Source organism: Pseudoalteromonas sp. Scap03 (assembly GCF_013393115.1).
GTDB lineage: Bacteria > Pseudomonadota > Gammaproteobacteria > Enterobacterales > Alteromonadaceae > Pseudoalteromonas.
This window is the reverse complement of record NZ_VDEU01000001.1, coordinates 1,718,580-1,733,720: the sequence shown is the minus strand read 5'-3', so window position 1 is coordinate 1,733,720 and position 15,141 is coordinate 1,718,580. Positions and strand designations below refer to the sequence as shown.

Sequence of the window (15,141 nt, the reverse complement as noted above, 5' to 3'; positions counted from 1 at the left end):
CGCTTATATTTGAATAATAATTAGACTTTATACGGTCTATGTAGCCTAAATCAATTATAAGAGAAAACTATGTCAGGATTAAGACACTTAGCAGCCCCCGCCATCACACTCATGGCAAATTTAAAATATAAAACAAAAATTAGTGTTGTGTTTGGAATTTTATTATTACCATTAGCGCTGAGCTTATTTTTTTTAGTGTCTTTGCTAGGTAACAGTATTAGTGTTTCGCAAATGCAGCAACAGGGCTTAAAAGGTTACCATCGCATCTTAAGTAACCAAATAGATGGCAACACAGATAAAAATCCACAAGTTGCGCGTGCGTTAGGCTATCAAATCAATAGTACTAAAACTCAGGATATACTCGAGTTTATTTCTATTGAATCTAACTTAGCGTTAGATAACCAGCTTGCAAGCTCCTACCTTAACCGCTCATTAGTACTGCCTTTACCCTCGCTAATTGTCCAAATTAACTTACTAACACGAAGTGCAAACACTGTGATCGATAATAATCGATTTACTCCTGAAACCTTTATTGCGCTATCTAACTTAAATAAATCGTTACCCCTTTATGAAAATCAATTATATAAAACACTTAAAGTGGCAACCGATGCTGATAGCACCGTGAGCGAAGCCTTATCTGCGCCACTAAAACAATTACACAGCGCAATCAATACATTTAAAAACGCCATAGAAAAAAAATTACTCGAACCTGACAACATAGCCTTAACAAAAGCAGAATTTGCGAAGCTCACTAACAATGTAAACACGAGTATTAATACGCTAATTGAAAAAAGTATCCCAACTCTTGAGAGTCTTATTGAAAAAAAATACGCCTCACAATTGTGGATACGCAACTTAGTATTAGCGGCCTCTGTGATCAGTTTGCTATTTGCTTTATATCTTATGGTCGGCTTTTACTTTGTTGTAGTTGATACTATTACCCAATTTGCTCTTTGTGCAGAGCAAGCAGCCAATGGCGATTTAAACTCGAAGATCAATTCAAGTACTCACGATGAAATGGACATCATTGCCCAAAGGTACAATGCTTTATTACGTGCTTTTACACAGCTATTAGAGAAGGTTAAAAGCAGCACACATTCACTATCTGATGCAACCTACTCCTTATCTCATGTAAGTAGCCAAACGAGTCAGGATGTAGAAAAGCAGCAAAACCGCGTTAATGCTATTAACTCAGCCCTAAGTAATATGAGCCATAGCGCACACAGCGTTGAGGACTCAGCTAATAAGGCAATGCTCACAGCTCAAAAAGCAACAAAACATGTTAAACAAGGCGCAGATAACACGATGGAGCTGGCTAAATACATGCAGGACTTAAAAGTTGAATTTACACACAGCCAGCAATCGCTTAATAAGCTTGCCCAAGATAGCCAAGAAATAAGCAAAGTAAGCAAAGGGATAAGTGAAATAGCCGAGCAAACCAACTTGCTAGCACTTAATGCCGCTATTGAAGCCGCTCGCGCAGGAGAGCATGGCCGTGGCTTTGCAGTTGTTGCAGATGAAGTAAGGACACTCGCTAAACGCACACAAACGCAAACCCAAGAAATACATCAAATTATTAGCTCGTTGCAACAAGCATCTGAAGATACACAGCAAAAAATGCATTCTAGTGTAGAAAAAATGGAGCAATCTGTTGATGCCGCAACACAAACAAATCAAGTGTTACAAGATGCAGAATACAGTATGAATATGATTAAACAACAAGGAGAAGAAATAGCCCTGCGAGTAAAAGAGCAATCACAAGCTACGGCACAAGCTCTAGGCGACTCAGAGGAGGTGAGTAACCTAGCTAATCATACGCTTAGTTCGGCACAGTCTTCCTTACAGGATGCTCAGCGATTACAGCAACTATCGGATGATCTGACTAAATCAATGCAATTTTTTAAATCTTAAAAAATTAATAATTGCCCCGTCCTGAAATAATTTGACGGTTTTAATGAGGGGCTTGGTGTGTCAGTACCAAGTTTTTTTATACACTTGATTTGGTATTTTCATACCCAAACTTAAGTACGAACGCATTTCATTTTATATGAATATCAACTCCTCAACAAGCAGCTTAACTCTACCATGTATAACATTTATACAGTAGGAATATTACTTTAATATCCCGTTTCTACGCTCTACTCAGGTGTTTTGATAACAGTTATATCCGTCATCGATGGCTTAATTCTCTTTTTAAATAACTCATCTTGATATACTTCAGAGCAACACTGTAAACCTCTATCTGAATGATGAATCGCGTCACATTTAAAAACGCTATGCTTAATCGTCATATATAGCGCTTTCATTTCATCACTCAGCTCATAATCCATTATTCTCCGACTATAACTATCAGTTACTAATGACCGTTAATATATGCTTTGCGCTTGCTTTTGTGTGAAGTCACCTTTTTCTACTTACTTAACAACGGATAGTTTAAAGCCTAATGTACAATCTCGTTGGGTACGCTTAGCGCCCTTAATTTCAATGGTCTTCATAAATAGATCCTAAATGTGTAAACGCATTTCAGGACAAAAAAGCTTTCGCATAAAAAAAGCCCTTTCGGGCTTTTTTATTATTTATATTATTGTGATGCTATATAAAGTTTAGAATCGAGCTTCAAACCCTATACGAACATAACGTGGAGTCTGCCAAGAGTAAGCAGCGTCATGGTAAGCATTAACTTCGCCTTCATTTTGCTCGTAATGCTCATTCAAAGAAGCCTCTGACTGACTATTTAATATGTTGAACACATTGATTGATGCTCTCATATCAATATCTGAAACAGTAAAGTCATATGCAGCAGATAAATCTAAGTTAAATGTCCATGGTGTACGACCATTTGTACCACGGTCATGCTTCTCATAGATTTTTTCTTCTTGCTCACATTCACCATTACCATTGGTATCAGGACACTCATTTGTGTAAATGTAGAAAGTATCACCCCAACCACCATTTAGATTTGGATCTTTTGACGGGTAACCTTGGCCGAATAAACTTTTAGGACGACCACTTTGTAATGTTGCATTCCAACCTACAGTCAAGTTTTCAACTGGCTCCCAACTACCAAAAAATTTAAATGTATGACGACGATCATTAGGTTGATAACCCTGAGAGCCATCCATTACAGCTGGGAAGTCGAAGTCTTGTGTAATACCCGCATCAGCTTGGCCAATATCGGATTTAACAGCACCTTCAAAGTTACCAACACTTCGTGCCCATGTATAACCAAACTGGTAACGAATCGTATCAGCCTGATAATTTAAGTTAAACTCTACGGCGGTATATTCATTATTAGCCTTAGGTAAACCAATAGTGTCGGCAGAGTAAGTCGTTAGTGAACCTTCATCTGGAACACCGTCGTTATCAAAGCTTGAATCACCCCAATCAGTACCATTCCAATAGTAACCATCACTATACCAGCTAGAAGATGAACCAGGATTAATCATCACACAATATGGGTAAGCATAACGACCACAGTAATCATCTAATGCAGTAGCAACTTCACGATAAACACCTTTAATACCAACAGTATACTCATCATTTAGTGCTTGCTGTACACCTAAAATATATTCATCTTTTGAAAATGGTTCGGCTTCTTGCGCTTGGAAAATATCTTTTTCTGGGATAACCGGAACACCACTTACTTGTTGTGAGTTTGCTAAACCGCCTGAGCCAAGAGTATCTGCCAAAGGAGCCAAACCTGTAGGTGCTCCTGTCGTTGCATCAACACCCGTATACGTGTAAGCAGTAGTAATATCACTTACCCCAGAAGCTGCACGGAAAATAGTGTTATTTGCTACAGGTAAGTAATAACGTCCATAAGTACCATATACTTTAGTGTCGCCAGTGCTCGTTGGATCCCACGTGAAACCTAAACGAGGAGCAACATCCGTTTTGAAGCTTGTAAGTAGCTTATCTGTTGTGCCCCAACTATCAAACTCATCTATACGTAAGCCAACAGTTACCGCAAAATCATCTGTTACTTGCCAATTATCTTCTATGTAATAAGCCGTAAGCTCTGACTTAAAGCTACCGCCACCATCAAATACTCGATCTTCAACGTATTGCAATACATTACCAGTATTGTTTGTTAATGCGCCATTATCAGCTTGAAAACTGCCGTTAGCCGCTAGTGTACGGTAATCATAACTGTGGCCACCGATAGGACGACTCACACGCTCAGATTCACGCTCTTGATAATCGATACCAAAGCTAATCTGATGGTCTTGCCAAACATACTCAATATCAAGGCGGTACTGAGTATTTTCATCATTATTTGCACCAAAGCTACCACCAGCACCACAACCAGTGATTGGATTAGAAGTACCACGAGAATCTGTAATACTTGGGCAAATTAAGTTTTCTGATTGCGTTTCATACTCAGTCTCAATTGTACCAGCCATTGCTGTGACAACTAAATCTTCAGTTAGTACACCTGTGTAACTCAAGCTTTGCGCTTCGCCACCACGCTTAAGTAATGCACCATCTTTGCGGTCGCCTATAACACCGTTGTTGTAATCATAAACAGAACGCTCAATATCACGACGATTTGAATAAGCAAAATAGCTTAAGCGATGGTTTTCATTAATATCCCAATCGAGTTTACCACCCCAGAATAAATTATCTCCGCCAGATGCAGATTCTTCTCGGTACTGATCGTTCGGTGAAAATTCATCTCCACCCCAAGTATAAGACGACTCAGTATCACGCGGGTTTATTAAACCATAGAAAAAAAGTGTGTCTTCAATAAGTGGGCCACCAACAGCAAGTGTAACGTCAGTCTTGTTATCAGAGTCATAGCTTTCATCTCTGAAAATTTGACCTGCTCCATTATTGCCACGAGAAATGCTGCCCTCTTCTTGCAAAGAATCAGGTTGGTACTGAACTACAGCAGAAAATTCCCACTCGTTAGTACCGCCTTTTGTAGTTGTATTAATAGTACCACCAGTAGCTCGGCCAAACTTGGCTGAATAACCACCGGTTTTAACTTGAAATTGGTCATAGAATTCAAACGGGACTTCGCCACACCCTAAGCCTTGGCGAGTATTAGTAACTTCTAACCCGTTAATATAACATGCATTTTCAGCAACAGAAGAACCACCAAATGACGCTGTATTTCCAAATGCGCTATCACCTTTTACAGCCCCAGGTGCTAATAATGCAACTGATGTTAAATCACGATTAATTGGCATTCTGTCAATTTCAGCATCTGTAATAACTAGGCCCGAATCAGCTGTTGAAAGATCTATTGATGAAATACGAGCACCAACAACTTGAATTACCTCTGGGCCAGAAGAATCGAAACTGTTTAGGTCAAAGTTAGCTTTTGAATTGGCACCTAAAGAGACTCTAACGCGGTCTTCAGCAACTACAGCATCGCCTTTTAATATTTGTATCTCGTAACTACCTGTAGGCAGAGAGGCAAAGCGAAAGGTACCTTCACTAGAAATACTTAGAGTTCGCTCTAAACCAGTTGCAGGGTTTTTAACTTTTACAGTGTAAGAACTATTATCATTAATATTATTTACAGTTCCTATTACATCAGATGCCACAGCAGGTAATGCTAGGCCTAAGGATGCTGATACGGCAATTGCCGTTATACTTTTCCTAAATATTGATTTCATTATTTATCCCTGTTTGAAATTATAATTATATGCCTTAAAGGCATATTTATAATATGCTTATGAAACAAAAATGCAAACAAAAAAACAACAAAGTTAACAAAAAACAAACAAATACCCATTCCTTTAAACTAACAACAGGTGAACAATATTTATACTATAAAAATAAATAAAAACATTTCACTAGTCCTTTATTAAAGAAATCCATAAAAAAAAGCCCTTTCGGGCTTTTTTATTTTTATTACCTAGCGAATACACTGGGGTCTTGGTTTAAACTCACTGGCCCTAAGTGGTAATTGAATCACTTTGCCACACCCTGGTGGTGCTTGCTTCCCCGTTTGCTCGTTTACAAATGCCCACCGAATTGAAGGTGGACGAGTATCGGCAATGGCTTGGGGGTTTAGCGGTTTTAAATAACGAATATAGGTTTCAAGCGCGCCGACACTACCAGTCAAACCAGTGCTTTTATTATCGTCACGACCTAGCCAAGCAACAGTCACTGTATTTTGATCAAACCCGGCAAACCAGCTATCGCGTAATTCGTTACTGGTACCTGTTTTACCTGCTAACTGAATCGACGGAAAATGTAAATTTAAGCGCTTAGCGGTGCCATCTTTAGTTACTCGCTTCATAGCGTATTTGGTCATGTACATGGCATCTTTATCAAAGCGTTGTTCGTTACTCACTTTATGCTTATAAAGTACTTTACCAACAGAGTCAGTTAATGCCGAGATAGACGTCAGCTCTCTGTATTCGCCATCAGCAGCAATAGTGGTATAAAGCTGGGCCACTTCAAAACTCGACATTTCAATAGCCCCTAATAGCAGCGACGGGTATTCATTAATATGGCCTTTAGCACCTAGTCCTCTGAGTGTATTAGCAACTTTATCAACCCCAACATCAAGCCCTAAGTTAACTGCCGGAATATTAATGCTGTGGCTGAATGCTTTATAAAGAGGCACGGCGCCTCGGTATTGATGATCAAAGTTTTCTGGCTGCCATACTTTTCCCTCTTCGTTGGTGACTTGCACGGGTGAATCATCAAGCAATGTCGCTAAATTATAATGAGGAAGCTGCAGTGCACTTAAATACACTGCCGGTTTAACTAATGAGCCAATATTGCGCTTGGTATCAAGCACCCGGTTAAACCCTGAATAGCGCACATCACGTCCAGACACTAACGCTGATACACCAGCTTTTTCAACATTAACGGAGATCATTGCCGCTTCTAATTCTTTGGTATTTGGACGCCTTTCCAAATAAGGTAAACTGGCCTTAATCGATTCTTCCATTGCGGTTTGTTTTTGCAAGTCAAAGTAGGTAAATACGCGCACTCCTGCATCTAATACTTCTTGATCAGGTAGCAGCTGTTTCAACTCGCGATTAACCAACTCTAAGTAACCTGGGTAAGACTTTTGTAAGCTGGCTTTTATTGGCGCAATATCAATTGCGCGCTTTAATGAGGCTCGATACTCTTTAGTGGAAATAAGTTTGTTATCGACCATTAAACGCAGCACTAAGTCACGACGCTCCATAGCACGTTCTTTATAACGTCTAGGGTTATAATAAGAAGGGCCTTTAACCATGGCCACCAGCAGAGCAATTTGGTCGTACTCAAGTTCATCAACGGGTTTTGCAAAGTAAAACTCAGCAGCCAGCCCCATCCCATGTACTCCTTGGTTATAAGACTGACCTAGGTAGACTTCGTTTAAATAGGCTTCAAGAATCTGATCTTTTGAATAACGATAATCAAGAATAAGCGCAATAAAAGCTTCATTGATTTTACGTACTAATGAACGTTCACGGGTAAGATAAATATTTTTAGCTAGCTGTTGCGTCAGTGTGCTGCCCCCTTGCACGGTTCTTCCTGCGCGAATATTGGTATATAAAGCCCGTAAAATAGAAAATACCGATACCCCATGGTGATCATAAAAATCGCGGTCTTCGACCACTAACAAAGCATTTTTAAGCATGTCAGGAAATTTATCTAATGGCACAAATTCGCGGTCTTGTTTTGAGTCATTACCTATACGGGCTATTTGTACAGGCTCTAATCTGGCAGTGTTTAAGCGACGACCGAATTTATCTTTAATACTGGCAACCTTTTCTCCAGAGAAACGTAGTTCAATTACGTGAGCATTTTCTAAACCATCATAAAATTCAAAATCACGACGAAAAATCTTAATACTATTAGCTGTTTTAATATATTGCCCTGTGCGGCTTAAGCGATTAACTGCCGTGTAATTTAAACGTTTAAGCTCCCATAAAACTTCTTGCTCAGATAAAAACTGCCCAGGAAAAAACGTCATTGAACGCGCATACACTTGGGCTGGAAGTTGCCATTTATTGCCTTCAAATTGGCGGGTGATTTTTGCATCAAGATAAATAAAGTAAAGTGCTACAGCGATGAAAGTCGCCAGACTCAGTTTCCAAAAAATAGAAAACAACGTTTTTAAAAATGGCCGTTTAGCCGAGCTTGCGGTTTTTTTTGCAGCACTTTTTCGCGCTGATGTTTTAGATGACTTAGTAGCGCGCTTAGTCGAGGGTTTACTGGTCGGTGTTTTCTTTTTTTCAGCCATTTAAGTGTAATACATTCCAAAGGTTGATTTAACGCGAGGAGCTTATCACATTACTCTAACACCTGAAAAATTAACCCTTCCTGAAATCAAAAAAGCCCTAACTGAGTAGGGCTTTGATTGAACACACAATACTTTTACTTTTAATTACTTCTTACTGAAACAAATTCTGGGTAAGCATCAATACCACAATCATGTTGATCCATACCGTTTAGCTCTTCCTCTTCGGTAACACGAATACCCATAGTTTGTTTTAAGACTGCCCAAACAATGAATGATGCGATAAACACAAAGCCAATGATACATAGTAAACCAATTAACTGTGCCACAAGGTTAGCCTCGGCATTAGTAACCGGCACTAATACCACACCTAATATGCCACATACACCATGCACAGAGATGGCACCTACAGGGTCGTCAATTTTCACTTTATCAAGTGCCACAATGCTTAGTACAACCAAAGACCCACCTAGTAGGCCATATAAACACGCCATTAATGGTGATGGTGATAATGGATCTGCAGTAATAACCACTAAGCCTGCAAGTGCGCCATTAAGTACCATGGTTAAATCTGCCTTACCCCATAATAATTTACATAAGAACAAGGCTGAAATTGCACCCATAGCTGCAGCAGCATTGGTGTTAAGTAGTATTTGACCTACTGCAGTTGCATTTTCTTTATCTGAAATTAATAACTGTGATCCACCGTTAAAGCCAAACCAACCCATCCATAAAATAAATGTACCCAATGTAGCAAGTGGCAAGTTTGAACCTGGAATTGGGTAAATTTCACCATTTTTACCATATTTACCTTTACGTGCACCCAGTAGAATTACACCCGCAAGCGCTGCAGCTGCACCGGTTGCATGGACAATGGCAGAACCTGCAAAATCAACAAAGCCTAATTCAGATAGGAAGCCGCCACCCCATGTCCAGTAACCTTCAATTGGGTAAATTAATCCTGTAAGTACTACTGTAAACACTAAGAAAGCCCATAACTTCATACGCTCCGCTACGGCGCCAGATACAATAGACATAGCCGTTGCAACAAATACTACTTGGAAGAAAAAATCAGACTCTAGTGAATGATCGGCGTCTGCCGCCTGACTACCTATTAGGCCACCAAATGAAGGAATTATTCCGCCTTCAACGTTGTCTACATACATAATGTTGTAACCGACCAACAAAAACATAGTACAAGCGATAGAATAAAGTGCGATATTTTTAGTTAGGATTTCTGTAGTATTTTTTGAGCGCACTAAACCAGCTTCTAACATTGCAAAACCAGCTGCCATCCACATAACTAAGATGCCAGAAATTAAAAAGTAAAACGTATCGAGCGAAAACTTCAGCTCTATAATTGTATTTTCCATGTTGCCCCCTTAAATTGCGTCATCATCAAGTTCGCCTGTACGAATACGGACGATTTGATCTAGGTCGTAAACAAAAATTTTGCCGTCACCAATTTTGCCCGTTCCAGCAACTTTGGTAATGGTTTCTACAACGCGTTGGCAATTTTCACTTCGAGTGGCAATTTCAAGTTTAATTTTAGGTATAAAGTCAACTTGGTACTCTGCACCACGGTATAACTCTGTATGACCTCTTTGACGTCCAAACCCCTTAACGTCAACCACGGTCATTCCTTCGATGCCTAAATCAGCGAGTGCTTCACGCACATCATCTAGTTTGAATGGCTTTATTATTGCACTGATCATTTTCACAAAGGCCCCCTTAGGACACTAGCTTGTTATTGTATTTGCTCTATACAATCCAACCTTTGTGCCACCTTTAAATTACAAATAAAAACAGAGGGTTATTAAATTAAATAATATAAAAAACAAAAAAGCGCACCATTTAGGTGCGCTTTTTTTAAGCAAAATACAGAATTGGTGCGAGTCGATAAATACGCAAATAATCGTCTTTAACTAACCGTTACACTCCCAAATACACATTGATAATGTATTTAAGATTAAAGTTACTCTGTCGCATCGAAAGACAAAGCCGTTTTTTGAGCATCACTTAGCCATATTGACTCCATAGTTTGCACCACTCGAAAGTGAAACTCTTCATGGGTGAAGGGTTTAGTTAAAAAGTCATTCGCACCTGATTTAATAAATCGTGCAGCAACGCCATAACTATATACATCAGCTAAACCAATAATGGCCAATTGCTCACGGCTTTTAATATTTCGAATTGCTCTAATTAATTCAAAACCATTCATACCTGATAAGTTATGGTCAGTGATCACTAAGTTGATTGCCTGATCATGCTCAAGTATATGAAGAGCTTGCGCACTATTATCAACAGTAATGACGTCAAACAATTGTTTTTCGAGCATTTGCTTAACCAAGCTACTGCTCAATAAGGAATTATCTACAACCAGCGCTTTGCGCCCCTGGTTACGCAATAACTGTGCTACAAATTTTATGGCGTAAAGATAAGAGTCGCGATTATCTTTAATGACGTAATCGATAATACCTAATTCCAGCATTTTTAAACGTGTATGTTCATCTGTTTGCGTTGTCATCACCAACGTAGGGATACCTTGCGACAGTGTAAAGCGAGTTATATCAGTATCGATTTGACCACCAACAGATAAATCAACTAACGCGAGCGAATAACTAGTTTGATTTAGTAACTTTTTACATTGAGTAAGTGACTGAGCGAAATCAACCCGCACATCAAGGTAATGAGCAGCAATATGTTTGAGTACCTGTTTTACCCTTATATTATCTTCAACAATTAAAACCCGTTGCATAAACTCCCTTTCATTTACGTTCACCCTTTATGGTAATAAACCTAAAAATAAATCACTCTCAAGCATCCATTTAAAAACAATTAAAGCGACCAATAACTTAAAAAACTTAATTAATAATTAAATTTTTTAATCGCCTTAAACTTACAGTATGGCATACACATCAAGTATATTTCGCCTGTTTGCTATGTTGAGATTAATCTTAATTACATAAACTCAACGATTATTATCGGCAGCTAGTCTCAATACTTTTGTTTTTTACTCAAATATCGCTATAACTGCAGTACATAAAATAAAAAGGGTTAGTTATGAAATTTAGTCGAAGTCTATTTTTACCCATTGCCGCAATTGCACTTACATTTACAAGTGCAACGTTTGCCGATAATCAACGCCGTATTGATATCGACAGTAAAGTAGTTACTCAGCACAAAGCAAAAATAAATAACGAACGATTTTCTTATACGGTAGCAACAGGCACACAACCGGTATGGGATAACAAGGGAGATGCCATAGCAACCCTTCAATACACTTACTACACCCGCGATAAAGTAGATGACAGAACAAAGCGTCCATTACTTATTTCATTTAATGGTGGCCCAGGCTCAGCATCGGTTTGGATGCATTTAGCTTACACCGGCCCTCGTGTTTTAAAAATTGACGACGAAGGCTACCCAATTCAACCTTATGGTGTAAAAGATAACCCTTATTCGGTTTTAGATGTAGCGGATATCGTTTATGTAAATCCTGTAAATACAGGTTATTCACGTGTTGTAGAAGATAAAGACGGTAACCTTTTACCCAAAGATAAACAAAAAGAGCTATTTTTTGGCGTTAATGCCGATATAAAGTACCTCGCAGAATGGCTTAATACTTTTGTATCTCGAAATGAACGTTGGCGCTCTCCAAAGTTTTTAATTGGTGAAAGCTATGGTACTACTCGTGTATCGGGTTTAGCACATGAGCTGCAAAATAGTCAGTGGATGTACATTAACGGTGTTGTACTCGTTTCTCCTACCGATATCGGTATTAAACGCGACGGACCAGTAAAATCAGCTAACCGCCTACCTTACTTTGCAGCTACTGCATGGTACCACAAAGCATTAAACGCCGATTTACAAGCAAAAGATTTAGACGAGCTATTACCAGAAGTTGAACAGTTTACTGTTAATGAGCTCATCCCTGCGCTTGCAAAAGGCGGCTTTATTGCGCCTGACGAAAAACGTCGTATTATTAAAAAAATGGCTGAATATGCGGGTTTATCTGAAACATTTGTTAGTCAAAACAATTTAGATATTCCAACACAGTTTTTTTGGAAAGAGTTGTTGCGTGAACGCGGACAAATGGTTGGTCGACTGGATTCGCGCTATTTAGGCATAGATAAACGCGATGCCGGTGAGTCTCCAGATTACTGGGCAGAGCTTACATCATGGCTGCACTCTTTTACCCCTGCAATTAACTACTATCTTCGTGAAGAGCTTAATTACAAAACCGATATCAAATATAACTTATTTGGTAACGTTCACCCATGGGACAGAAGCGGAAATAATACCGGTGAAAATTTACGCTTAGCCATGGCTCAAAACCCTTATTTAAGTGTAATGGTTCAGGCGGGCTATTTTGACGGTGCAACCAATTACTTTGATGCCAAGTACACCATGTGGCAATTAGATCCAAGTGGTAAAATGCAAGATAGATTAAGCTTTAAAGGCTACCGCAGTGGCCACATGATGTATCTACGTCATGCAGATTTAGAAAGTTCTAATAACGATTTACGCGAGTTTATAATGCAGTCTTTACCCAAAGACGGTGAATCCGCTAAATACTGATTAGCTTATATCCACTTAAAAAAGTGATCACTTAGGTCACTTTTTTACTTATAACTGCGGCGGTTCGGTATGTGTGCAATTACCGGTGCGAATAACGGTTGGCTTTGCTATGTACTGCTTAGTAGTGAGTATTTCAGCAAGATTTATTAGCGTCTTAAGGGTACTTTTTAGGGCGATCCGATTATTTAACCACGTGGGTATCTTACCGCCTGGTAACGCATATACCTGATAACTAATGTGCAAATTTTTCGCCTGCTGAGTTAACAGCCACATTGCATCTAAGGTGCTTATTCTTATTACCCCTTTAGTTTTAGGTAAAAAATCTGGGCGCGCGTGAATACTAAGCTGCGTTTGCAACGAACTCACCCTTGTATAGCACGAATAAGTAATCACATCTCTATTGCTAACAGGCCACGGGCTATCAATATAACTGTAAACTAAGTTTTCTGAAGGGCTTAAAATTTTGAGTAACGTGACCTTAGTAATGTTTTCTATCCAGCTAGGGGCTGTATCGGTATCACTAAGTAAAGCAACTAAATCCTCTGCGGTGACATTGCTAACCACCGTTTCAGCTTTCATTTTCAAGGTATCGTCAGTTAAACGCTGAAAATAAACACTTACCCCTTGTTTACTTTCGTAAAGTTGCCAAGATGGCTGTGAACACACATTGGTAGCAAAACACAAAAGTGAAAGAATCATGCACTTTTGCAGCAAGGTCCGGCCACAAAAGTGCTTAGTCATTAAAGCCAATAGGGTTCTGTATCAAATGAAGCATGTCGACTTTGCTCCATGGCACTAACTAAAAAGTCAGATTTTTGTTCTAACCATAGTTGTATTTTTGCCAGTTGAGCATCTTCTTGCCCGCCACACAGCTGTTTTAAATAATCAAGCGTGCTTAACTCATACATCCCATGAGAAATATCCAGCCAAGGGAGCCTAAATTCTAATCGCTCATCTTTATTAAACAGTGCCCCTAAACAGTTACCACTGAGTAAACTATTTTCTAATTGAGTGCGGAAGTTTAAGTAATCATTGCCTGCTAAGCTTTGCTCTTTAGGCAATAAGCGATGTAAGTTTTTCCAATCTTTATCAAATAAGCGATGAGCAATATCTACAATAGGTTGCTCTGCATTTTGAAGCTCTGCTTGGCTCCAATCTTTACGCCACTGCTTATTTATCAGCCACGTTGTTAAGCTCAGCAATAAACGGTTGTAGCGGGCACTATGAAAAAGCGAAAAAATATCGTCAATGCTCGGCTGTAACTCTTTTAAATCGTTTATAACTTGCGTTAACGCAGGAGCACTATTTATTTTTTTATAAAAAGCATGGCGCTTAGAGGTATAAGTTTTTAACTGAATCGCATTTTCAACCCATGCTAATTCACTTAATAACCACTTTAGCTCTGTTCTGAGGTGATCGGTACTTTCTTTACTAACAATATCGTCAAACAACCAAAAGTTGTGTCTAATTAAACTAATGCCATCGGTTACCCGCTTTAATGTTTTTAAGCTCGGCTTATCGAAGTAGCATTGCTCGTGTTTTTGCACAAAGCGAATTCCAAACCCCATAGCTTCAATAAGAGCTTGCTCTTGAGTGACTTGCTTATTAAGTTTAACAAAGCCGATTGATTTACTTGGTTGTAGCGGTGTTTCATCCGCAAGGCGATAGCCTCTTGCTGCTTTTGAATAGAGCCCTAAACGAATGCTGTTTTGGCTCACTAATATATCTGCAAAAGCAAATAGCTCCTCACGACTACCTTCAACCAGCTCGATTTCAAGCTCGCTGATGATTTCTACCTTACCTGACGCAGCAATTTCACCTTTATCTAATACCACTTCAATTTTGGCACCATTTGGGGTTTCTATTAACCACGTACGGCGAATAAAATTAGTACTAAAAATAGGGTATAGATTTTGTGATATGGCATCAATTTGCATACCGTGAGGCCAAATTGATGAATCAAACGCCATTAGATTTGGTCGGTTTGTTTCTATTGGAAGATTGTATTCTGGGCGCTGATGTAAGCCCCCGACCACTTCTCCAGCTAGCTTAATTGTTTGCTCACAGCGCTCGTCTGTACAACGCGTTCTAAAGCCAATATCGAGTGCTCTTAACTCTCTGCTTGGTGTATCATAATAAGCATTTTGCAAACTTTTAGAAGGTTTGTTTGTGACTGTTTTTGCAAATTGAGTAATTAGTGAGGGGATCAGTGGAATGACGTCATCTGATACCAAAAATTTCAGTTCTATCTCAGTATCCATTAGGCTTGCGGATTACCCTTAAAATTAATAAGTGCTCAAAATAAACAAAGCAGCCCTATATTGCAAATTTTTTAGTCATAAACACGCAAGCAAAATGCTCTG

General features: G+C 39.1%; 9 protein-coding genes and 1 pseudogene. 2 read left to right on the top strand and 8 right to left on the bottom strand.

Features of this window, described 5'->3' with window-relative positions; translation table 11 throughout:
- The first annotated feature begins 69 nt into the window (after window positions 1-69).
- On the top strand, window positions 70-1,911 hold the full coding sequence (locus tag FHG08_RS07825; RefSeq protein ID WP_178955355.1) for a methyl-accepting chemotaxis protein: 1,842 nt from the start codon (window positions 70-72) through the stop codon (window positions 1,909-1,911).
- A gap of 60 nt (window positions 1,912-1,971) precedes the next feature.
- On the opposite strand, the pseudogene FHG08_RS19005 reads toward FHG08_RS07825, so the two are convergent.
- The 6 genes and pseudogenes from FHG08_RS19005 to FHG08_RS07795 all read right to left on the bottom strand — a co-directional run.
- Window positions 1,972-2,363, bottom strand: a pseudogene (locus FHG08_RS19005) (IS3 family transposase); the annotation flags it as partial.
- A gap of 240 nt (window positions 2,364-2,603) precedes the next feature.
- Entirely contained in the window at window positions 2,604-5,624 is a 3,021-nt protein-coding gene (locus tag FHG08_RS07815; RefSeq protein WP_178955351.1) for a TonB-dependent receptor, read from the bottom strand.
- Window positions 5,625-5,866: 242 nt separating this feature from the next.
- On the bottom strand, window positions 5,867-8,200 hold the full coding sequence (gene mrcB, locus FHG08_RS07810) for a penicillin-binding protein 1B (RefSeq protein WP_178955349.1): 2,334 nt from the start codon (window positions 8,198-8,200) through the stop codon (window positions 5,867-5,869).
- 140 nt (window positions 8,201-8,340) lie between these two features.
- Window positions 8,341-9,570, bottom strand: coding sequence for an ammonium transporter (locus FHG08_RS07805; RefSeq protein WP_054202014.1), 1,230 nt, complete (start codon window positions 9,568-9,570; stop codon window positions 8,341-8,343).
- Between the two features lie 9 nt (window positions 9,571-9,579).
- Entirely contained in the window at window positions 9,580-9,918 is a 339-nt protein-coding gene (locus tag FHG08_RS07800) for a P-II family nitrogen regulator (protein WP_010391070.1), read from the bottom strand.
- Between the two features lie 254 nt (window positions 9,919-10,172).
- Window positions 10,173-10,955, bottom strand: coding sequence for a response regulator (locus FHG08_RS07795; RefSeq protein ID WP_178955347.1), 783 nt, complete (start codon window positions 10,953-10,955; stop codon window positions 10,173-10,175).
- A gap of 305 nt (window positions 10,956-11,260) precedes the next feature.
- Here FHG08_RS07795 and FHG08_RS07790 point away from each other — a divergent pair, with 305 nt between their 5' ends.
- Complete coding sequence (locus FHG08_RS07790; protein ID WP_178955345.1) at window positions 11,261-12,778, top strand: S10 family peptidase; 1,518 nt, start codon at window positions 11,261-11,263, stop codon at window positions 12,776-12,778.
- Between the two features lie 48 nt (window positions 12,779-12,826).
- Here the strand turns inward: FHG08_RS07790 and FHG08_RS07785 are convergent, their stop codons facing one another.
- Both FHG08_RS07785 and FHG08_RS07780 read right to left on the bottom strand, forming a co-directional pair.
- Window positions 12,827-13,519 carry an START domain-containing protein gene (locus FHG08_RS07785; protein WP_178955343.1) on the bottom strand — a complete coding sequence of 231 codons (693 nt, stop codon included), beginning with the start codon at window positions 13,517-13,519 and terminating at the stop codon, window positions 12,827-12,829.
- Window positions 13,519-15,039 carry a CYTH and CHAD domain-containing protein gene (locus FHG08_RS07780; protein WP_178955341.1) on the bottom strand — a complete coding sequence of 507 codons (1,521 nt, stop codon included), beginning with the start codon at window positions 15,037-15,039 and terminating at the stop codon, window positions 13,519-13,521. The genes FHG08_RS07785 and FHG08_RS07780 overlap by 1 nt, the downstream gene beginning before the upstream one ends.
- Window positions 15,040-15,141 lie beyond the last annotated feature (102 nt).

What these genes read in the sequence shown, in the direction of transcription:
- FHG08_RS07825 (WP_178955355.1), top strand. Translation starts at nt 70, where the DNA reads ATGTCAGGATTAAGACACTTAGCAGCCCCCGCCATCACACTCATGGCA.
- FHG08_RS07815 (WP_178955351.1), bottom strand. Translation starts at nt 5,624, where the DNA reads ATGAAATCAATATTTAGGAAAAGTATAACGGCAATTGCCGTATCAGCA.
- mrcB (WP_178955349.1), bottom strand. Translation starts at nt 8,200, where the DNA reads ATGGCTGAAAAAAAGAAAACACCGACCAGTAAACCCTCGACTAAGCGC.
- FHG08_RS07805 (WP_054202014.1), bottom strand. Translation starts at nt 9,570, where the DNA reads ATGGAAAATACAATTATAGAGCTGAAGTTTTCGCTCGATACGTTTTAC.
- FHG08_RS07795 (WP_178955347.1), bottom strand. Translation starts at nt 10,955, where the DNA reads ATGCAACGGGTTTTAATTGTTGAAGATAATATAAGGGTAAAACAGGTA.
- FHG08_RS07790 (WP_178955345.1), top strand. Translation starts at nt 11,261, where the DNA reads ATGAAATTTAGTCGAAGTCTATTTTTACCCATTGCCGCAATTGCACTT.
- FHG08_RS07785 (WP_178955343.1), bottom strand. Translation starts at nt 13,519, where the DNA reads ATGACTAAGCACTTTTGTGGCCGGACCTTGCTGCAAAAGTGCATGATT.
- FHG08_RS07780 (WP_178955341.1), bottom strand. Translation starts at nt 15,039, where the DNA reads ATGGATACTGAGATAGAACTGAAATTTTTGGTATCAGATGACGTCATT.